Consider the following 19,953-nt stretch of genomic DNA (forward strand, 5'->3'; position numbering starts at 1 on the left):
GGAATTTTACGGCTTCACTGGAACGTATATATACTTATTTTTATAATGTTGGGGAAGAAGGTTGTATATCTCATGATCAGAGCATTGTTGGTGGACGACGAGAAACTTGCTATTTTAGTTCTGACCAAACAACTTTTAAACATTTTGCCCGATGTCGAAATCGTGGACAGCTGCACCAATCCGCTACAAGCCATCGAACAGGCGAAAATACACAAACCTGACGTGATTTTCCTGGATATCGTCATGCCGGAGGTGAACGGGATGCAAGCAGCGGAGATGATGCAAGCGGCGAGCCCGCAATCCGATATTGTTTTCGTAACCGGCTATGACCGTTATGCGATTGATGCTTTTGAAATGAATGCCCTCGATTACGTGCTCAAACCGGTTCAAGCCGAGCGCCTGGCCAAATCGATGAAACGTGTGATGGAACGTATGACGCTGACGAAATCGCTGCCCAATGAGCCTGCAGGCCAGATGATCTGCTGTTTCAAGACGCTGCGTCCAGCCTACGTCCCAAACGGACCGAACCGCGAAGCGGGTCAGGCCCAATTTCGCTGGCGCACAACCAAAGCTCAGGAGCTGTTCGCCTACTTGCTGCATAATCGCAACCAGTTTGTCAGCAAGGACCTGCTCATTCAGGAGTTTTGGCCCGACCAGGATTTCAAAAAAGCATCGACTTATCTGTACACTACCATATACCATATCCGCAAATGTCTTGAACAAGCGGGCATGCCTGTGGAAATTGTAAATGCAAGCGGCGGCGAAGGGTATACGCTTCATACGCTGCAAGTAATCATTGACGTGGATCGATTCGAACAGGGAATCCGCAATTTGGGCGAAATCACGGAAGAAAACTACGAAGAGCACTACCAGCTGAACCAGCTGTATGTCAACGACTATCTGGCAGACCATGATTACCACTGGGCAGAAGGAGAACGTCAGCGGCTGCGGCTGCTCTGGCTCCATCACTCCATGAATCTCGTCCAGTTCTACATCCAGGCAGGCAAGGTTCACGAGGCGATCAATGAGTATAAACGAATCCTCGGCGTTCACCCTTATAGTGAAAAAACGCATCTGGGACTCATCGGACTCTATGTGGATCTGGGCGAGCATGATGCAGCGACGGCTCATTATCAGGAAATGAAAGACTTGTACTGGGAAGAGCTTGGCATTACGCTGCCCGCTACTTTTGAGGAATGGTCTGTCGAGCAGGCCGGCATCGAACCCCAGAAGCGCTCTCTAAAGCAGGCATAAATTGCATTGTTGAGTTTTTGTAGATGTTCATTCCTTACACTAAAGAATGAATCGTCATTCTTGAATCAAAGGAGCATTTCAATTCCATGAAAAAACTCTCCATGCTGTTCATATTGGTTGGAGCATTGGTGATTAGCTTTCCATATTTGCAGGAAAAATGGAACGACTGGCAGCAGGCAAGGGTCATGAGTCGGCTGGAACAGGAGCTCGCAGCCCCTAAAAAGACTGCCGCTTCTCCGCAAAACCTGCAAAGCGGGCTGTCCAAATTGAACTCCTCCTTTACTGAAGGGGCAGAGGAAGCAAATCTCTCGGGGTCGGAAGCGAATCAGCTATTGGACTCGACCCAAGACGCAATCGGTCTGATTTCCATCGATAAAATCGACGTCCGTCTGCCGATCCTGGAGGATGCCACCGTGCAAAACATGAAGGTCGCGGCGACTCATCTGGTAGAGACCTCCCCGATTGGGTCTGAAGGGAACGCTGCCATCGCAGCCCATCGCGCGCACAAAAAAGGCCGTCTGTTCAATCGGCTCGGAGAGCTTGAGATCGGCGACGATATTCAGGTCACCCTGGCTGGCGGAACAACGATCAACTACAAGGTTGACCGAATCACCGTCGTTGAGCCTACCGATTTATCGGTGTTGGAAGATCCCAAACTGGGCCAAGTGCTTACATTGATCACTTGTGATCCGCTCATTAACCCGACTCACCGTCTGATTGTCAGAGCGGTTGCAACTCCATCTTCCGCTTCCCATACGTAGATATCGATTCTTATCCGTTGGTTTCCATATGTTCTTGCTGAAAAAGAGGCTCCCGTTCCGGCGGGAGTTTTTTGGCGCTATTCAATCACCCGTTTACAATGGAAAATCCCAACGATGCTGCGAAAAAATTAAAGAAAAGCCGCGAACAATGTTCGCAGCTTTTCTCAAAACTCTAGATTACTTCAAATCAAGTCGTCAGCTTCGCATAAGCCAGGAAGAAAATCATATTCTCCCCCATCACGACATAATTAGGCACATGGTAGACAAGATCCACGACGATGCTGACTCCCACGATTGCAAGCAGTATCGCCAATTGCAGTGGGCGCATGCGCAGATGTGCGTGTTTGTACTGGTGGAACACCAGCGCGGTGGAAGCGAAGTACAGCAGCAACGAACCGAATGCAAAGGCAAGCATGAAGCCGTAGTTCAGTTTGTTCAAGTACAGCAGCTGGATCGAGGCTGCGATCATGCTCATCGAGATATAGATGAACAGGTGGCCGTAAATCATCGCCTGCCCGGAGGTGCGAATTTCTTTGCTCACGTTTTTCTCCACATTATCGAAGTACTGCCACCACATCGCGATCACGAATACTGCCGTAAAGGCAATGAACAGGATCGACTCCAGGTTCCAGCGGTCCAGCTGCAGCACTGCAATCATGCTAACGACGGATTCCCCAAGCAAGATGATGGTGAACAAGGCAAAGCGTTCCATCAAATGGTGCGTATGGATCGGCACTTTCACCAAGCGTCTGCGGCCGATCAGCGGAAGAATGATATCGACCGCAATGCCGGCGTACAGGATGAGGTATCGAACCCAAGAATCGAAGAACAGGGAGAACGACGAGATCGCAATGCCGATCAGGAAGCTTAGGCCCAAGAAACGCGCCGCATTGAGGTGATGGTCGCTTTTGGACCCATGGAGCAAGAAATACTGGATCGCCGTGAAGGCTCTTGAACCGATGTAGCCGATGAAAAAGGGAAGATAATACTGGTCAAAATCAACCGATAGGCTCGCCGTCATGACCAACACGGACAGGAGCTGCAGGATAAGGAACACGCGATGTGCGAGAATATCCTGTCCATAGCGGTTGATAAACATCGTCTGGCCGACCCAGGCCCACCAGACAGGAATGAAAATCAACACAAATTTCAGCAGATAATCATAGGGGATAATGCCATGCTCGGCGTGGAGCAGGACATGGCCTGCCTTGGACACGGCTGCGACAAAGAGCAGATCATAGAACAGCTCCAGCCAGGTTACCTTTTTTTCCATCATCCTCTTCCCTTTCTCTTAAGCAAAATAAATGTTAATTAGCCTTGCTCCAAAGTCGTGCCCGCAGGTTCCAATACCCGTACTTCAATCGGCTGCAGATTCGCCTCGATCTGATCGCGGTGCGGTTCGAACCAATCCGGCAGCATCAATTTTTCTCCCATGGTCTCGGCGGGTTCGTCTCTTGCAAAGCCCGGAGGATCCGTCGCGATTTCGAACAAGATTCCGCCCGCTTCACGGAAGTAGATGGCATTGAAGTATTGACGATCCCGGATCGGTGTAGGCTGGTATCCGTATTGATACACGGCATCCCTCCATTGATCATGCTCCTCGAAATCTTTGGCACGCCATGCAATGTGGTGCACCGTACCTGCCCCGCCCGTTCCAAGCGGAATACGCTCTACAGGCACATCGATCACGTTGCCCAGGTCACCGATGGAGCGGAAGCGGGCATACTCTGCGTTCTCATCCACTTTGACGAAGCCCAGAATGCGTACCAGCGCATCCATCGTTCTCAACGGATTGACGCTGAACAACACGGCGCCGCCGAATCCTTTGATCGCTTTATCAGCCGGGATGCTTCCTTGCGTCCAAGTGCTGTTTGCTCCTTCCTCACGTTCAACGAGTTCCAAACGCAGCCCCTCGGTGTCCTCGAATTGTAGGAATGTTTCGGAGAAGCGGGTTGTTCTCGTCACGTTAAGACCGAAACCCTCCAAACGCTCTTGCCAGAAATCGAGCGCACCGACCGGAATGGCATACGTCGTTACGCCGACTTGGCCGCCGCCAATCTGGCCGCGACGTGCACCAGCTGACGGGAAGAACGTGATGATGGTGCCTGGACTGCCGTGTTCATCCCCGAAATACAGATGGTACACGTCTGGTGCGTCAAAATTAACGGTTCTTTTCACCAGTCTCAGTCCGAGAACCCCGGCATAGAAGTCAACGTTAGCCTGTGGGTCTCCAGCGAATGCGGTAATGTGGTGGATGCCTGTCGTTTGAATAGTCATTGTAATTCCTCCTAAGTGTATACCATTTTTATTTGTTTTGTTTATTTATTTTGAATTATATAATCTTTATTTTAAGATATATGAGTAAAAAAATTTATTCTTTGTCTTTCGCGATTTCTTCCTGTCTCGCTTTCAGTTTGTCAGGAGTGACGTCATCGCCATTCGGATCATAGATGGTTGCGTTCAGCAGAATGTCGTTGACCGAGCCGCGGAAGACCTGAAGATATTCCCGGCGCAGGCGGGCCTGCTCCATTTTCTCCATTTCCGTCAAACCATTCTCTTTCGCCTGTCTCGACAACTCGTTGATTCTGTCCAGCATTGGAATAATCATCTTGATCTCTCCTTTATTGTGGTGTTTGTTTTGTTTTATATTAAATATCTTGATTTAAAGATAATATATCTCGTTCACTTTGTCAACACTTTTCAACTAAAAATAAATCATTGTTTTCCACCCGGCGGGTAATGCCTTGCCGTACAACTACAGGGGGACAAAAAAAAGCCGGCCACCGGGTGCAAGTTCACCCGTCCGCCAGCTTATACCGCCTCCCCGGCGGGAGACATTCGTGTTACCCCAGTTTATGACCACAGTTCGGACAAAATTTGGAGCCTTCGTTTTTGGTTCCGCAATTCGGACAAAAATTCGGTGCATTGGAAGAAGGGGCGCTTCCTCCCTGCGCATTGGACTGACTGGCTTCTTGCTGCTGGTTCGGGTTCTGATGTTGACCTGCATTGCCCTGATTCATGTTCTTCAGCATTTCGTTCGCCATGTTCATGCCCATCATCATGCTTGCCATGTCCGAAGCTGCTCCCCCACCCTTCACCTTGCCCGAAGCGATGCCGTCCGTCATGCTGACCTGCTGGTACTTTTGAAGGTTGCCGATCATTTCGTGGGAGGCCGTTTTCGTAATCATGTCCTGGATTTCCTGCGGATAATTAAAGCTCATAACTTGGAAACCGGTAATGCCAATGCCGATGTCCATCATTTCCATGTCCAGATCCTCGCGGATTCCGCGCGCAATCTCGGCGGCATTGGCCTGCAGGTTGAACATGTCCTTGCCTTCCCGGCTGATCCACTTCATAAGCAATTGATCCAATACGGCGGTCATGCGGATTTTGACGTCCTCGACGAGATAACTCTGTTTGATGCCCGCAATTTTATCGATCAGTGTGACATAGTCGCTCACTTTGAAATTAAACGTGCCGTTCGCTCGGATCGGCATGCCACCGGGAAGCTGCGGCGTCGGGATCAGAATCGGGCTCTGCGTGCCCCACCGTACGGTGAACTCTTTGGTGTTGACGAACAGCACCTCAACCCGCATGCCGCTGTTGAAGCCGAATTTGAATCCTTTTAATGTAGACAGAAACGGAATGATGTCCGATTCGATACTGAACGAACCTTCATCCTCGAATATGCCTTCGATTTTGCCGTTGTTGAGGAAAATGGCATCCTGCCCCGAACGGATCACCAGCTTGCTTCCTTTTTTGATTTCCCGGTTGCTCCATTTCCAAAAAATCATGTCATCCCTGAATTCTTCCCATTCCACCACGTTTGCAAATTGGTTCCTGAAAAAACCCATCCTTATCCCTTCCCTTCCTGAAATCAATAAGCCGCCATCATCCTAAAAAGATCCCCGGCTGCCGCTGTGCGAGTGCCCGCCACTGGTCGTACCCCCGCCGCCTCCGCCGCCGCTTGAACTGTCGCTGCTGCTTTCAATTCTGCGTTTGGTCACGGTAGTGTGAGTATACTCGTCTCGCCGATCTACTACGCTGGAAGTTGCCGAATCCTGGTATGTTGTTCGATCGACTGTCACCTTGCCTCCTGAACGCGAGACCATCACAGCTACGATGATCCAAGCTATCACAATGGAAACACCAAGCTGAAACCACAACTTAAATACAATATTTTCTGGGTTTACACCAGGCTCATATCCCATGTATTTGTACGATAATCGAATGTATTTTTCAAAGGCTACCTTATAATTTCCGTCAGTCAGGTCAGGCGTGATCTTGTCCCTGATCTTATCCAGCCTGCTGTCATCGAGATACTCCTTCGCCTTATAAAAGCCTGCCAAGTATATTTCTCGATTGTGCATATCCATGGCCAGAATGACGGCATTGCCGTGAGCCTTATCGTAACCAGGACCCTTTTTATCATAGAAATCCTCTGTCATTAGCTGTACATCCTTATTTGCCTCATTGTTGGACGTATAGATAATAAAGTCCGTTTCCCGTTCGGCACCGTACTCGTTGGCAAGCCGATTCAACTCGTCCTTCTCCTGTTTGGAGAGCAGTCCAGCCTTATCGTAAATCAAATTTTTGTTTCCGGCTGCCGCCACCTTATCCACTGCGAATAATGGAAACAACCAACAGGCCGCCAACAAGACAAGAGCAATCAATGAAAATCCTCTCGCCCTATTTTTCAAAGGAATCCCCCTCCCATTATCCATGAAACCGTCTTGAGGGCCACGAAAGAAATTCCTCCGATCCCCGTAAACCAAGCGGTAACCTTAACTTTGCTTATAGGAGGCTTGCCTACAATCTTGCCCGTATGACCATTCATAGCGAAGGTATATTCCTTCCCCTTATAGTCGTACTGCACCATCCACACCGGGAGCAATGCATAATCCGCCTTTTTCATCGCAGTATCGATGTGTTCATCCGTGAAGCTGACGCTGTTGTACTGTGATACCGTTGAAGACACATACTCGTCGATATATGGCATCATCTTGTCCTTCGCCCTAGGAAGCAGCTCTTCATCAGTATAGCTGTACTTCTCTGCAATGTATCCGGCTAAGTAAGGGGTTTTGAACTCCTTCATCTTGTTCTGAGGAAACGGCTCCAGTTTATCCATCAATGCATCGTTCATCTTGGCGGAAGCATCAATAGGAAGATTTACGAAATTTAGCCGTATTCTTCGATAAATGTTGAAGTACCTGGTTTCCGTATAATCGAAATCTCCTTGGGTATAGGTCCTTATCTTGGTCCCCGTACCGCTTACAACAACCTTATTATGTAGCTCATACAACCAAAACGGCACGTATATTCCGGTGATTCCCTTGATCCGGTCCGCTGTCATGAAAAAGCTGGGTGTCAGTAAACCTTTTTTGCACCATTTTTTAAACGCTCGCTTCGCCTCTTCCTTTCCAATCGAAAACGGAATGACCTTGGCAGGCGCCAACTCCCCGCTCAATCGGTCCGCCAGCACCACCGCCGATCCGCAGAAGCTGCATGTCGTGGCGCTTGTCTCAGGTTCGGTTACGATAACGGCTCCACAGCTGGTGCAATGGTACTCCTTCACCTCTCCTGCCTCGAAGACCTGCCGCTTCAAAGGGTCTGGAAGCTGCTCAATGTCGTCCTTCCGTCCGCAGCTCGGACAGGACAATGCTCCTGTAACGCTGTCAAACATCATGCCGCTGCCGCAATTGGGGCATTTATATTCAATGACAGGCATTTGCCCACCCCCATGTCTGTAATATCGGTCGTTTGCTCCTTCCATACAAGTCAAGTTACGCAGAGCTGACGATTACTTCCTTTGCTGTTCTTGCAGGGCCCGGAGCTCCTCCTCGGTTGTGAGTGCCTCGTTTCCACCGCGTGGCTCAGCATTCATCTCGCGCTCCAGCTGCGCAATCAATTCATCCAAATCGTCGCCTTGTGCTTCTGCACGCAACTCGGCAAGCGCCGTTGCTTCATTTAGCGCCTGATTTGCCTTTTCCTCCATCGCTTTAAAGGCAGCATCCGCACTCCGCAGCGCGGCATTCCGTTCATTTGCCTGCTGCTGCGCCCGGGCATCGGCCATTTTTCCCTTGAGCTCCGCATGCCTGGATTCAAGCCGATTCAGATCGGATACCAGCTTATCCTGCATGTGTTTCATCATTTTCGCTTTGGCCGACGCCCGTTCATGGGCCGCCTGAAGCTCGCTCATTTTACCCGCCAGCTTTACTTTCTTCTCCAGAAATCCTCTTGCCCTGTCCTCATCGCCGTCCTGAACCGATTTTTCGGCATACCGCTGGAGTTTCCGGATTTCTGCTGCGCACTCATCCACCGCCCGCTTCGCCCGGCTCTCTTCAGCCAATACGCCTGCAGTTTCTGCCTTAACCTGGCCCAGATCGCTGTTCATGCTTCGCATGCATGCATCCACAACCTTCTCCGGATCATCCGCCCGTTCCAGCAGATGGTTTACATTCGCCTTCATGACATCCCTGAATCTCGTCCACACGCCCATGTCCGTACCTCCTACAGTAAGTAACCATTTTTACTATAATACATGAATTTACATCAGAGGTTTCATTTTTCTATGACGATTCAAACATATAACAACTTTCAATATTAAATCATTTATTTAAAAATCATCCACTTTCTACCTGTTCCATAATGTCCCATATTCCGATATATCCATATAGATATCACGATTCGTGGCAAGTGCACGATGCTTGAGCAGGATAGCATTACATCCGGCCCAATCACGGCACGGATCGATACAACAAGGGGGATTCTATATGTTTCGCAAATCCGATTCGGAACCATCTTCTTCAGGCAGGTTCGCTTGGCTAAACCGCCTGAAGCTGACGACAACCTTCATTTTGATGGTCAGTTTCAACGTGATCGCCTTGTTCGTCGTATTTCTCGTCGGCATGGACGGCATGAAAGGCGCGCAAGACGGTCAGGAAACGTTATACAAGGACCGGTTCCAGCATCAAGCCATCATTCTCGGCATCAAAGCCGACTTCTACAACATGCGTGCCAACTATACCAAGGTGCTTGATAAATCGGAATACACGGACAAGCAATATCAACAGGTTCAAAAAGGAAAAGGGCTCGTGTCCGAAGGCTTGAACAGCTATTCCTCACAACATCTTAACGAGCAAGAACAGGGCATGTACGGCGACTTGAAGCAAAAGCTGGATACATACTATGCAGATATCGAAAAGATTATGGAGGCCAAGAAAAATACCGGCACCTATGACCAGGAGGAACGCAATCGCATCAACTCGAACAGCACCGCGATCGTTGAATCGTTAACCGCGCTGGCCGAGTACAATGAAGCACAATCGGCCGCCCTGTTCGAACAAACCGAAACCAACATACAAAACCATGCCAGCATACTCGGCTTCCTTCAAGTCATTCTTCTGGTTCTTATGGTCGGCGCGACCTGGATCACCGTTCGCAACCTTCACCGCCGAATGAAAGGCATCACCCAGTATTGCCAGGAAATCACGGCAGGGCGCATGTATGCGACATTGAATCCCGAGCTATTACAGGGGAAAAACGAGATCAGCGTCATCGCCCGCTCCATTGACCAAATGACGGCAAGCACGGTGAATATCATTACGGGCGTAGCGGAAGAATCCCGCTCCATTCATGCGATGAGCGAAAACACCAATGCCAGCATGCAGGAGCTGAACAAAAGCGTGCTGGACGTCTCCGCTACCGTAGAGCAGCTGTCAGCCACGATGCAGGAGACGTCCGCGTATACGGAAACGATGAACTCATCGGCGGATAACATCCGTGAATCGGCCCATTTCATCGGCAGCAAAGCCCAGGAGAGCGTGGTCCAAGCCGAAGAAAGCATTGAACAAGCTCATCAGTTGGTAGCCCGTGCAGAGGAATCCGGCAAGGCCGCGGAACAAGTGTATCAACAAACCGAGACCCGGTTGAGCAATGCTTTAGTGCGTGCGCAGGCGGTGGATCAAATCAGCCTGCTCTCCCAGTCCATCCTGAACATCTCGGCACAAACCAATTTGCTGGCCCTCAACGCTTCGATTGAAGCCGCACGAGCCGGAGACGCCGGCAGAGGTTTTGCGGTCGTGGCCGATGAGATCCGCAAGCTTGCGGACGGCTCCCGCCAGGCTGCCGATCAAATCCAGCAGGTGACCGTTGAGGTGGTCGATTCCGTTACCAACTTGTCCTCCCATGTTCGGGAACTGCTCGCCTGGGTGTCCGAACAAGTCAATGAAAATGCAATGCTGCTTCAAGAAACGGCAGAACAGTACGCACAGCATGCAAACCAGAACAAAAATGCATCGGCTAGTTTGTTCCACATCATCCAGGAGACGAATGAATCCATTGAAACGATGGTTCGCTCCATTCAGGAAATTGCCGCAGCCAGCGAACAATCGGCCGTGTCCACGCAGCATATTGCCGAACAGATGGTATCGGCAACAGAACAATCCGGCGACGTATCCGACCAGTCCGAACAGGTCAAGGCCAGCGTCATCCGGATGGGCGAGCTGATCAGCCGCTTCAAATTGCAGGCATAGGACATCCTGTCTTCCCGACCGCATCACCTGCGCATGAAGGCAGGATTAAAAAACTCACGAGATGCCAGGCCTTGCGGCCATCTGTCTCGTGAGTTTTTCTATTGCGTTTGTGTTGATTATTTGGGCTCCTGTTGCATGTAGTCATCAGTTCATCACGGTTCAAGCGGAAGACTCTCCACGGCGGTGAAAAAGACGTCCAGCAGCTCGACTCCAAAGTGCTCTCGAACATATTCCGCAATCTGCACCAGATCGCCTTCCCGTTGATACTCCAGACAAGGGCGGCCTTCGCTCCACAGTGCCCTGCACGGGAACCGGTCGACGACTTGTTCGATAATGTAATCAGGTTGAACCATTTCGCGGCTTCCTGCCATCTATGATCGTGCCTCCTTTTCCCTAAACACAGCATCACTTCACTATGGTTATTTTGGAAAACGGCAGGCTCTGTTTCCGTGATCAATATCACACGCCTAATCCAAAGGGAACTGGCATCGCCGATCGCAGATGATCCTATTTGGAACCAAAGATGGATTGGTTGTTGGAACCGATCAGTGAGAATGTCATCACTTCATTATGGCTGGACAACTCATTTTTTTGTTTGAAGAATACGCCTTTGTACGTCACCCCGTTAATGACCATGGTGCAGTAATACGTACCGGCGCTGTTCGACCATGTGCCTGTCACGTCGCCGGTAATCGTCCCGTTGGCGTTCAGCGTCACGCTTCGGGTCGGAAGCATGCCCACGCCGCTAATGGAAGCATCCAGCCCCATATTGACGAATTGGTACGTTCCCGTCATGTCGCTCGCGCTATATCCGGTGGAAGAGATGCTGCTGCCCAAAAATTCGTATACGGCCGTCACCGGCCATTTGTCGGCGTTCAAAAATTGCTGATGCGCCCGAACCTCATGGTACTCGGTCCCATTATTGAAGCGGGTATGGTAAATCAAGTACCTCGCACCATCCGTATCGACGAAGGCGGAATTATGCCCGCCCGATTTGTACCCGAGCGGTATGCCGGCCAACGCATAGTTGCCGAAGAGCTTCACTCCCCGGGTCGACTGATCGACGGAAGCGGATGCATAGACTGCCTGATTGCCGGCAGCATCGGTATATGTTCCGTCGATCGTTGTGGAACGATACACGCGAATATGATACCCGCCTTCATTGGCCAAACCGCCGTACGTCACGTAAAGGTAGTAGTAGCCTGCATCCTTGTCATAAATGATGTACGGCGCTTCTCCGGTTTTGCCGTAACCGCCCGCAATGCGCTTCCCGAAATAACGGTCCGTATTGCCGCTATCCGATCCCGGATAGATCGGCTGCCCTGTATCCGGATTGATCTGAAGAATGTAAATTCCCCCTGACCAAGATCCATAACTCATCCACAGTTTTCCGGAACTATCGTAAGTCAATGTAGGATCGATGGCATTCGGGAATAACGTATTGTTGTAACCGCCATTGCCCAGGAACCAGCCGCTCCGCGTGCCGGAAAGCGTGCCTTTATCGATCAGCTCGGGAATGTTGGTATTCTGGTACCACGTGTTTACCGTTTTGGAGCCGAGGGATGACGTGGTGGTTATTGGATTGCTTCCGCTGGTGAAGCCCGAGTAAATGATGGTATCAATGTACTCGTATGGTCCCTTTACGGACTTGGATACGCCAAAACCGATGGCTGAGCGAATATAGGTCGAAGACGTGGAGTAATACAACATGTAGGCGCCCTTGGAGCCGTCTGCCCATGTATAGGAAGCATTATAGATCGGCGAAGCCGGTGCCCATACCGCATGGCCGCCGGAGCTGTCCTGATCGTTATACCCGGCCCAAGCATACGATACCGCCAGAGCGGACGTCAGCGCCGCCCCGGCGCTGCGGGACGCATTGCCGGTGCCGCCTGCTTTGACCAGCTCCCATTTCTGCATATCTCCTCCCCAGTAGTTCCATTGCTGTATGCTTGCTCCGGCAGTCGTGCTGCCGCCAGCCACATCCAACGCCCCGGTATACCCGGATGCCTTGGTCAGGAATGCGACCGTGCCGTCCGCATTTTGCTGAATCCGGAACAGCTGCATCGCACCGCCCCAATATGCCCACTGCTCAATCGGAGCACCATCCGCAGCCGATCCGCCATTGACGTCAATAGCGCTTTTGTAGGCCGAATTGGCCGTAAGCAGGTAGTAGTCCCCGTTCCCGTAATGCATGATTCTGAATTTCTGCGCATCGGAACCGTTATAAGACCATTGACGAAGGCTTGTTCCGTCCGCGGCCGAGCCGTCGGCCACGTCCAGGTACAAGCCGCTGTTTTTATTTTTGAGGTAGTAATACCCTTCAAACGTGGACGGTGCGTACAGGGTGCTGTTGGCGTATCCCTGCGTTCCTTCATACGACCAGTTCCTAAGATCCGTGCTGCTGGCCTGAGCCAGATGCGAACCGTAAATATAGTATTTGTTCGTAGCCGAATCGTAATAGATCGACGGGTCGTGCACGGAAACCCGGGTTGTGTTCGAAGTGGTCGACGAGCTTGCGGCGCCCAACGCGTTCCCGCTTCCCAAAGTAACGGCCAACAGCACGAAAACCAACAACATCGAACCCAGCTTGTTCCATCGTTTATGAATATGCTGCATGATCGGGCCAATCTCCCTTCATTTTGGATGATATATTGCAGAATCGATATCTCCGTAATTTAACGAGTCACTCTTATATGAAGCGCTTACAAAACAAAAAAAGCCAATCATTCCGAATGCCCCAATTCCATTCATTTCAAAAAGAATGCGTTTTCACTAATTTATGAATATATACATTAACACCCTCCTTCTCTAGAATTAAGTATAGCGACTTGGTGCTCCAAACCCTACACTAAACCTCATATTAAAGGGTCCTCCTTGTCGAAGTAAGGCATTTTTTGTCACATTGCAAAATATATATATTCGTTAATAGATTAGTGAAAATGTGAATCATTCGAGATCCCCTTTCCATTCCCCCTGCACATATCGGGTCGCATTCGCACGGGCCAGCTCATCGTCAATATACACAAAAGGTGCCTTCCTCTTGTAAGTTGGCTATAATAAGGGAAGCGCTCATTCATTGGGATCACCGATCCTCTTGATGAATGGCGATATTGATTAAAAGGCAGGATCATTATGCGTACACGAGTTCACATTGTCGCTCCTTACGAAGCGATGATTCCTATCATACAAGATTGCATTCCCCAATTCCCCCAATTGGCCGTCAAGCTGAACGTGGGCGACTTGGCCAAAGGCGTGGAACACGCCGTCGAAGCGGAAAAAAACGGAGCGCAGATCATCATCAGCCGCGGAGGAACGGCCAAATTGATCAAACATGCCGTGTCCATCCCCGTCATTGACGTACAGCTGTCGGGATACGACATGATTCGTTCCTTGACGCTGGCCAGCCAATTCAACGGCCTTACCGCCATTGTCGGTTTTTCCAACATCACGTCCGGTGCGCAGGCAATCATTGATCTGATGGACCTGCCTTTGAAAGTGTATACGATCAACAGCTCCGAGGAAGTGGCTCCGCTGCTGCTGGAGCTGAAGGCATCCGGTTACCGACAGATCGTCGGCGACGTCATCACCGTCAATACGGCAAAGACCTATGGATTGGAAGGTTTCCTGATCCAGTCCGGCAAAGAATCGATTATGCGGGCGTTGGAAGACGCACAGCTCGTATACCGTTATCTGAGCCAAAATCAAACGGCTTCCGTGATCCTGAACAATTTGGCAACACAGGAACATCCGAACCTGCTCATTTTGAACGATCATAATAAAGTGATATTCGAGAGTCTTGCCGACTTTGAGCGCAATCCGCTCACCGAAAACCAGATTCATATCATTAACACCAACCTGGAGTTCCACCAATCGAAAGTACAAAACGTTTTTATGGTGGACGACTACCAACTGACAGTCACGGCGCATGAAACGACCCTGGATAACCAAAACTATAAGATATATTACATGGAAAAAGGAAATCCTTATTCATTTGCACAATTCGGTATCAAGTCATATACCGAGGCTTCGATCGAACCGATCGTGGCCGAATCGCCGGCTATGCAGGCCGTCCTGAAGAACACCAAGGCGCTCCATGAAAAGCATGAAGCGATACATCTGCTTGGCGAGCCGGATTCCGGCAAGTCATTCCTGATCAAACATCTCCATCAAATGTACTCGGACGGCGGATTGCTCCTGCAGATAGACATGTCGCAGCTTCCTCCCGGCCATTTGCACAATATTCCGCTAGCGAAAGTGCGCAACGTTGAAATCAACCACGTGGAACACCGAATTCAGGATCAGGAATTGCTCTCTTTTGTCGAGACCTGCCTGGACATGAAAATCGGAGTGTTTATTCTGAGCGAGCAAGCGCTGGACGATCACTGGCCCCTCCATATGAAACTGAATACGATTATCATGCCAAGCCTGGCTGACAGGCAGGAGGACTTGCCGGCTTTAATCCAGCAGTTCTTGAGCCGTTATCATCAGCAATATGGAACGAATGCCGTAAAAATCAAAGAAGACGCGCTGCGCTTCATTCGGGAACAATCGGCACAAATGACGGTGAGCGAATTGAAACATCTCGTCAAACAGGCGGCGCTGAACGAACGGGATTTCGTCATTTCGACCGGAACATTATCCCGGCTGCTTCGTCAACGTCCGGTCTCGAATACGATCCGATTGGATGGCACGCTGAAAGAAATCGAAAAAGAAATCATCGAATATGTGCTGCGCGAGGAAAACAACAATCAATCCAAAGCAGCCGAACGCTTGGGTATCAACCGAGCCACCTTATGGCGAAAACTTAAAGAGTGACTTTAAGTTTTCGCCCTTTTTTCACGCTATAGTGTTGCATTTTTAAACATTATCGATGAAATATTTAAATTTACAGTAATTATGTGTTGCCAAAATAAACACCATGAGATAAGATAGTCCCTGCAAACGCTTTTATAAAACGATTACTAAGGAGCTATCACTTATGAAAATCAAAGCGACATTAGATCGTATCCCTGGCGGCATGATGGTTGTTCCCTTGCTCATCGGCGCATGCATCAATACGTTTGCTCCAAACGCACTCCGCATCGGCGGATTCACCGAAGCGCTGTTCGTGAATAGTTCAAGCACGCTGATCGCATTGTTCCTGTTGATCGCCGGAACGCAAATCACGTTCAAGACGGCAGGTTCTTCTGTAGGTAAAGGTCTCACGCTGCTTGCGTTCAAGTGGGGGATTGGTGCGATAATAGGTTTGATCGCCATTTTCTTCGCTGATTCGAACGGATTGTTTCTTGGCCTTGCGCCACTTGCCATCATTGCTGCAATGACGAACTCCAACGGCGGTCTGTACATTGCCTTGGCCGGCCAGTACGGCAAGGAAGATGACAAAGCCGCTTATCCTTTTCTTGCATTGAGCGACGGCCCGTTCCTGACGATGGTTGCACTCTCCATCTTCGGTGCCATGGGCTTTGCCAACGGCATGTTCTCCCCGATGTCTTTCGTGGCGGTACTTTTGCCGTTGATCGTAGGTGTCATTCTTGGCAACCTGGACCGCAATCTGGCGGAATGGCTGCATAAAGGCAGCGACAAGCTGGTTCCGTTCTTTGCCTTTTCGCTCGGTATGGGCATCAACTTCTCGGCCATCATTCAAGGCGGACTGAGCGGTATTCTGCTTGGCGTGCTGACCGTATTGCTTACGGGCGGGATTGGATTTCTGCTCTTCAAAGCGATTGGATGGAACCCGATCGTTGGCGCTTCGGAAGGTTCCACTGCCGGTAACGCAGTAGGTACGCCTGCCGCGATCGTAGCTGCAAACGCATCCTTTGCTCCAATCGCCGAAATCGCTACTGTACAGATTGCCGCAAGCGTAGTGACCACGGCCATCCTGCTGCCGATCTTCATCGGTTTCCTGTCCAAACGGCTGGAGAAATCAGGCGGCGTGGCGAAATACAATCAACCGAAAACGACTTCATAAACCGAGCTTCATCATTTTGATGCAACTTCGTATTCATTTAGCTTACAGGGAGGCGATAGCCGCATGAAATTAGCCATTATTGCTGACGATTTGACCGGTGCCAATGACAGCGGTGTACAGCTGGCCCGTCATGGTTTGAAAACAAGCGTATTATTTGACATGGACGAGGATCACATCACCAAGTACGATGCCGTCGTCTTTGATACCGACAGTCGTTCCATCGCGGCGGAGAAAGCTTATGAACGCGTCGCTGGCGCAGCCCAGCTGCTGAAGCGAAGCGGATATGAGTCCATTTTCAAAAAAATGGACTCGACCATGCGCGGAAATATCGGCATCGAGATCGATGCCGTCTACGACGTCGTGAAACCTGATTTCATGATGATCGCTCCGGGTTATCCCAAAAACAACCGCACGATCCTGAACGGCACACATTATTTGAACGGTATTCCGCTGGCGGAAACCGAAATTGCGAACGATCCGAAAACGCCGGTGACCCTCTCCTATCTTCCGGATCTGCTGAAACAGCAAACGAAGTATGAGATCGGTGAAATTACGATCAACGACCTTGCGGCAGGAAAAGATCGCATTCAGGAGCAATTGCGAGGCTTCAAGGAGCAGGGCATTCCTTATGTGCTCGTAGATTCAACGGAAGAGAGCCATTTGGAACAAATTCTGAGCATTACCAGCGAGCTGGACTACACGTTTGCTTGGGCAGGATCGGCAGGGATTGCCAATTACCTTCCCGATCATTACGATCTGGGGGCCAACTCCTCCGAGCTGACCATCCCGGAAAATGGCGGACCGATTCTTACCGTCGTCGGCAGCGTGAACAAAAACTCACGCGCACAACTCAAGCTGCTGCTGGAACAAACGGACGTCACATCGATCCCGTTCCATTCTTTCAAAGCAGTGGGGGGAGCCGAGGATCGGACGGTGGAAATTGACCGCGTGTACGAGGAAGTCAAAGAGAAAGCGCTGGAAGGCAAAGACGTCGTGATCTACTCTACCGCAGAGCCGGTAGATATCGAATTGGCTCGCGCCACTGGAGAAGCAAAAGGTCTCGACCACACGGAGGTCAGCAACGAAATCGTGCGGGCCATTGGCGAAGTGTGCGCCAAGCTGCTGGAAGAGGGCTGGTTCAAAGGGGTATCGATGACCGGCGGAGATACGGCTAAGCAGATTTGCATCAAATGGAACATTAGCGGATTCGAATTGTTGGACGAGCTCGAAATCGGCGTGCCGATCTCCAAATTCATCGGCATCGACAACCTGCATGTAATCACCAAAGCAGGTGGATTCGGCAAACCGGACGTGTTCATTCATGCCATTCAAAAATTAAAAGGAGGCGTTCCAGCATGAAACCGATTATTGGAATAACTATGGGCGATGCCGCCGGCATCGGACCCGAGATCATTATGAAAGCACTGGGCCATCAGGAGATTTACGACAACTGCAAACCGCTTGTTATCGGTGACGCCAAAATTTTGGCACGCGTGCTGCCTATTATCGGCTCGAACCTGAATATCCATGCGATTCAAGACCCGGCTGACGCCAAATACGAATTCGGCACCGTGGACGTTATCGACCTCGACCTCGTTCCTGCCGATCTCGAGTACGGAAAAGAATCTGGCATTGCCGGAGATGCCGCCTTCCAGTTCCTGGCCAAAGCCGTTGACCTGGCCAAAAAACAGCAGATTAACTCCATTTGCACAGCGCCATTAAACAAAGCCGCTCTGCACAAAGGCGGCCATCTCTACCCAGGGCACACTGAAATTTTGGCCGACCTGACCGATACCAAAGATTTCTCCATGATGCTGACGACGCCTAATCTGCGCGTCATTCACCTGACCACCCACATGGGACTGATTGAAGCGATCCAAAGCATCAATCCGGAAAGAACATACACTGTCGTCAAACTGGCTCACGATACATTGAAAAAAGCCGGCTTCGACAACCCCCGCGTTGCGGTATGCGGCATTAATCCGCATGCAGGCGAAAACGGCCTGTTCGGCAACGGCGAGGAAGAAGAGAAGCTGCAGCCAGGCATCGAGCGCGCGCAGCAAGAAGGCATCAACGTCGTTGGACCTCTGCCTGCCGATACGCTCTTTTTCCGTGCGGGCCGCGGCGATTTCGACATCGTCGTTGCCTGCTACCATGACCAGGGGCACGCCCCGATCAAAGTCATGGGCATCGAGGAAGGCGTGAACATCACGGTTGGCCTCAAAGGCGGCATCATCCGCACATCGGTTGACCACGGCACGGCTTTCGACATCGCCGGTAAAAATATTGCTGACGACAAAAGCATGCTGGCCGCCATCCGTTCGGCGATTGAGCTGGCACCGAAAACGCAGGCTTAATAAGCTTGTGCTAGAAGCATAAATAAAGCAGCGATTCTCTTTGGGATGGAGAATCGCTGCTTTTTGGTTCATGCGCATATCTTGCCGTCTCGTTTTCGGTGATACTCATCATTGCATCATATGTTCATTTAAAACTCTTCGTATTCGCTCGGATCTTGTCCCCACAACCGTCCGTCCTCACGGCTGAACGAAGAGATGACTCCCATCTCTTCCGCGGTCAGCTCAAAATCGAAAATATCGATGTTCTCTTTCTGATGCTGGAGAGAGCTTGCTTTCGGAATCGGAATGGCACCGAGCTGGGTATGCCAGCGCAAAATGACCTGCGTCCCCGTTTTGCCATACGTTTCTGCAATCTGGAGGATCTTTTCATCATTCACGATGTCCTGCACGATATCGTTGCCGCGTCCGAGCGGGCTCCAGGATTCCGCAATGATGCCGTACTCGGCATCCTTTTGCCGCTGATCGCCCTGGTTAAAGAACGGATGGAGCTCGATTTGGTTCAAGCTCGGTGCTACGCCGGTTTCCTTCACCAGACGATCATTATGCTCAGGCAGGAAATTGCTAACCCCGATCGAGCGGATATAACCGCGGTTTTTGGCCTCAATCAGGGCCTGCCATGCCTCCACGTACAGATCTTGTTTGGGATTCGGCCAGTGGATCAAATACAGATCGTAGTAATCGAGCCCTGCCCGATACAGCGATTCCTCTACAGCCACGATGGCTTTATCATAGCTATGGTAACGCCCTGGCAGCTTGGAGCAAATGACGAGCTCTTCCCTGGATGCGGAACTCTGCCGGATGGCTTTGCCGACTGTTCCCTCATTCTCGTAGTTATACGCCGTATCGATCAGGCGGTAACCCGCATCTATTGCGCCCGCGATTGATTTGACGCCGGCTTCCCCTTTCAGGCTGTAGGTACCAAGCCCGATAGCAGGCACCTTTAAGCCATCATTCAACGTATGCTCCGGAATGCGATGGTTCATCTGAAATCTCTCCTTTGCTGGGGGGATAATGGAAAAATTTACTCGCCTACTTGTCTATTCTACCCCTGTACGCGGGAGTGAATCAATTCGGCATGG

The 19,953-nt window shown here is 50.5% G+C and carries 17 protein-coding genes; 7 read left to right on the forward strand and 10 right to left on the reverse strand.

Features of this window, described 5'->3' with window-relative positions; genetic code table 11:
- Positions 1 to 72 precede the first annotated feature (72 nt).
- A complete protein-coding gene (locus tag RSX24_RS25100) occupies positions 73 to 1,254 on the forward strand; it encodes a response regulator (RefSeq protein WP_236420338.1) in 1,182 nt (393 codons plus the stop codon).
- 86 nt (positions 1,255 to 1,340) lie between these two features.
- Positions 1,341 to 2,015, forward strand: a complete 675-nt coding sequence (locus tag RSX24_RS25105) for a class D sortase (RefSeq protein ID WP_236420339.1) — start codon at positions 1,341 to 1,343, stop codon at positions 2,013 to 2,015.
- Between the two features lie 187 nt (positions 2,016 to 2,202).
- Here RSX24_RS25105 and RSX24_RS25110 read toward each other — a convergent pair whose 3' ends face one another.
- From RSX24_RS25110 to RSX24_RS25140, 7 genes are all read right to left on the reverse strand, one after another.
- The gene (locus RSX24_RS25110; RefSeq protein ID WP_339275574.1) at positions 2,203 to 3,291 is read right to left on the reverse strand and encodes a low temperature requirement protein A; all 1,089 of its coding nucleotides are present in this window, start codon (positions 3,289 to 3,291) and stop codon (positions 2,203 to 2,205) included.
- 35 nt (positions 3,292 to 3,326) lie between these two features.
- Entirely contained in the window at positions 3,327 to 4,292 is a 966-nt protein-coding gene (locus RSX24_RS25115) for a ring-cleaving dioxygenase (protein WP_236420341.1), read from the reverse strand.
- Positions 4,293 to 4,386: 94 nt separating this feature from the next.
- Complete coding sequence (locus tag RSX24_RS25120; protein WP_438286885.1) at positions 4,387 to 4,623, reverse strand: DUF896 domain-containing protein; 237 nt, start codon at positions 4,621 to 4,623, stop codon at positions 4,387 to 4,389.
- Positions 4,624 to 4,858: 235 nt separating this feature from the next.
- A complete protein-coding gene (locus RSX24_RS25125) occupies positions 4,859 to 5,869 on the reverse strand; it encodes an SPFH domain-containing protein (RefSeq protein ID WP_343262093.1) in 1,011 nt (336 codons plus the stop codon).
- 42 nt (positions 5,870 to 5,911) lie between these two features.
- Positions 5,912 to 6,670 (reverse strand): TPM domain-containing protein, encoded by a 759-nt coding sequence (locus tag RSX24_RS25130; protein WP_343262126.1) that lies wholly within the window; start codon positions 6,668 to 6,670, stop codon positions 5,912 to 5,914.
- Between the two features lie 41 nt (positions 6,671 to 6,711).
- Positions 6,712 to 7,743 (reverse strand): TFIIB-type zinc ribbon-containing protein, encoded by a 1,032-nt coding sequence (locus RSX24_RS25135; protein ID WP_343262094.1) that lies wholly within the window; start codon positions 7,741 to 7,743, stop codon positions 6,712 to 6,714.
- A gap of 72 nt (positions 7,744 to 7,815) precedes the next feature.
- Positions 7,816 to 8,514, reverse strand: coding sequence for a PspA/IM30 family protein (locus tag RSX24_RS25140; RefSeq protein WP_236420344.1), 699 nt, complete (start codon positions 8,512 to 8,514; stop codon positions 7,816 to 7,818).
- Positions 8,515 to 8,788: 274 nt separating this feature from the next.
- Between RSX24_RS25140 and RSX24_RS25145 the strand changes: the two genes are divergently transcribed.
- On the forward strand, positions 8,789 to 10,549 hold the full coding sequence (locus RSX24_RS25145) for a methyl-accepting chemotaxis protein (RefSeq protein ID WP_343262095.1): 1,761 nt from the start codon (positions 8,789 to 8,791) through the stop codon (positions 10,547 to 10,549).
- 152 nt (positions 10,550 to 10,701) lie between these two features.
- Here RSX24_RS25145 and RSX24_RS25150 read toward each other — a convergent pair whose 3' ends face one another.
- Positions 10,702 to 10,920 (reverse strand): hypothetical protein, encoded by a 219-nt coding sequence (locus RSX24_RS25150; protein WP_236420346.1) that lies wholly within the window; start codon positions 10,918 to 10,920, stop codon positions 10,702 to 10,704.
- Positions 10,921 to 11,056: 136 nt separating this feature from the next.
- Positions 11,057 to 13,165, reverse strand: a complete 2,109-nt coding sequence (locus tag RSX24_RS25155; protein WP_343262096.1) for an RICIN domain-containing protein — start codon at positions 13,163 to 13,165, stop codon at positions 11,057 to 11,059.
- A 516-nt stretch (positions 13,166 to 13,681) separates the two neighbouring features.
- On the opposite strand from RSX24_RS25155, the gene RSX24_RS25160 reads away from it, so the two are divergent.
- The 4 genes from RSX24_RS25160 to pdxA all read left to right on the forward strand — a co-directional run bounded on the left by RSX24_RS25160 (position 13,682) and on the right by pdxA (position 18,874).
- Positions 13,682 to 15,364 (forward strand): PrpR N-terminal domain-containing protein, encoded by a 1,683-nt coding sequence (locus RSX24_RS25160; RefSeq protein WP_343262097.1) that lies wholly within the window; start codon positions 13,682 to 13,684, stop codon positions 15,362 to 15,364.
- Positions 15,365 to 15,527: 163 nt separating this feature from the next.
- Positions 15,528 to 16,517: a 2-keto-3-deoxygluconate permease gene (locus RSX24_RS25165; protein ID WP_236420349.1), complete on the forward strand. Its 990-nt coding sequence runs from the start codon at positions 15,528 to 15,530 to the stop codon at positions 16,515 to 16,517.
- Positions 16,518 to 16,580: 63 nt separating this feature from the next.
- Positions 16,581 to 17,876, forward strand: a complete 1,296-nt coding sequence (locus RSX24_RS25170) for a four-carbon acid sugar kinase family protein (protein WP_343262098.1) — start codon at positions 16,581 to 16,583, stop codon at positions 17,874 to 17,876.
- The gene (pdxA, locus tag RSX24_RS25175; RefSeq protein WP_339275562.1) at positions 17,873 to 18,874 is read left to right on the forward strand and encodes a 4-hydroxythreonine-4-phosphate dehydrogenase PdxA; all 1,002 of its coding nucleotides are present in this window, start codon (positions 17,873 to 17,875) and stop codon (positions 18,872 to 18,874) included. The genes RSX24_RS25170 and pdxA overlap by 4 nt, the downstream gene beginning before the upstream one ends.
- Positions 18,875 to 19,002: 128 nt before the next feature.
- On the opposite strand, the gene RSX24_RS25180 is transcribed toward pdxA, so the two are convergent.
- Positions 19,003 to 19,857, reverse strand: a complete 855-nt coding sequence (locus RSX24_RS25180; protein WP_236420352.1) for an aldo/keto reductase — start codon at positions 19,855 to 19,857, stop codon at positions 19,003 to 19,005.
- Positions 19,858 to 19,953: the final 96 nt, after the last annotated feature.

Source organism: Paenibacillus hubeiensis, assembly GCF_032334105.1.
GTDB lineage: Bacteria > Bacillota > Bacilli > Paenibacillales > Paenibacillaceae > Paenibacillus > Paenibacillus hubeiensis.

Excerpts from the sequence above, each read along its gene's own strand:
- RSX24_RS25100 (WP_236420338.1), top strand. The coding sequence starts at position 73 with ATGATCAGAGCATTGTTGGTGGACGACGAGAAACTTGCTATTTTAGTT.
- RSX24_RS25105 (WP_236420339.1), top strand. The coding sequence starts at position 1,341 with ATGAAAAAACTCTCCATGCTGTTCATATTGGTTGGAGCATTGGTGATT.
- RSX24_RS25110 (WP_339275574.1), bottom strand. The coding sequence starts at position 3,291 with ATGATGGAAAAAAAGGTAACCTGGCTGGAGCTGTTCTATGATCTGCTC.
- RSX24_RS25115 (WP_236420341.1), bottom strand. The coding sequence starts at position 4,292 with ATGACTATTCAAACGACAGGCATCCACCACATTACCGCATTCGCTGGA.
- RSX24_RS25120 (WP_438286885.1), bottom strand. The coding sequence starts at position 4,623 with ATGATTATTCCAATGCTGGACAGAATCAACGAGTTGTCGAGACAGGCG.
- RSX24_RS25125 (WP_343262093.1), bottom strand. The coding sequence starts at position 5,869 with ATGGGTTTTTTCAGGAACCAATTTGCAAACGTGGTGGAATGGGAAGAA.
- RSX24_RS25135 (WP_343262094.1), bottom strand. The coding sequence starts at position 7,743 with ATGCCTGTCATTGAATATAAATGCCCCAATTGCGGCAGCGGCATGATG.
- RSX24_RS25140 (WP_236420344.1), bottom strand. The coding sequence starts at position 8,514 with ATGGGCGTGTGGACGAGATTCAGGGATGTCATGAAGGCGAATGTAAAC.
- RSX24_RS25145 (WP_343262095.1), top strand. The coding sequence starts at position 8,789 with ATGTTTCGCAAATCCGATTCGGAACCATCTTCTTCAGGCAGGTTCGCT.
- RSX24_RS25150 (WP_236420346.1), bottom strand. The coding sequence starts at position 10,920 with ATGGCAGGAAGCCGCGAAATGGTTCAACCTGATTACATTATCGAACAA.
- RSX24_RS25155 (WP_343262096.1), bottom strand. The coding sequence starts at position 13,165 with ATGCAGCATATTCATAAACGATGGAACAAGCTGGGTTCGATGTTGTTG.
- RSX24_RS25160 (WP_343262097.1), top strand. The coding sequence starts at position 13,682 with ATGCGTACACGAGTTCACATTGTCGCTCCTTACGAAGCGATGATTCCT.
- RSX24_RS25165 (WP_236420349.1), top strand. The coding sequence starts at position 15,528 with ATGAAAATCAAAGCGACATTAGATCGTATCCCTGGCGGCATGATGGTT.
- RSX24_RS25170 (WP_343262098.1), top strand. The coding sequence starts at position 16,581 with ATGAAATTAGCCATTATTGCTGACGATTTGACCGGTGCCAATGACAGC.
- pdxA (WP_339275562.1), top strand. The coding sequence starts at position 17,873 with ATGAAACCGATTATTGGAATAACTATGGGCGATGCCGCCGGCATCGGA.
- RSX24_RS25180 (WP_236420352.1), bottom strand. The coding sequence starts at position 19,857 with ATGAACCATCGCATTCCGGAGCATACGTTGAATGATGGCTTAAAGGTG.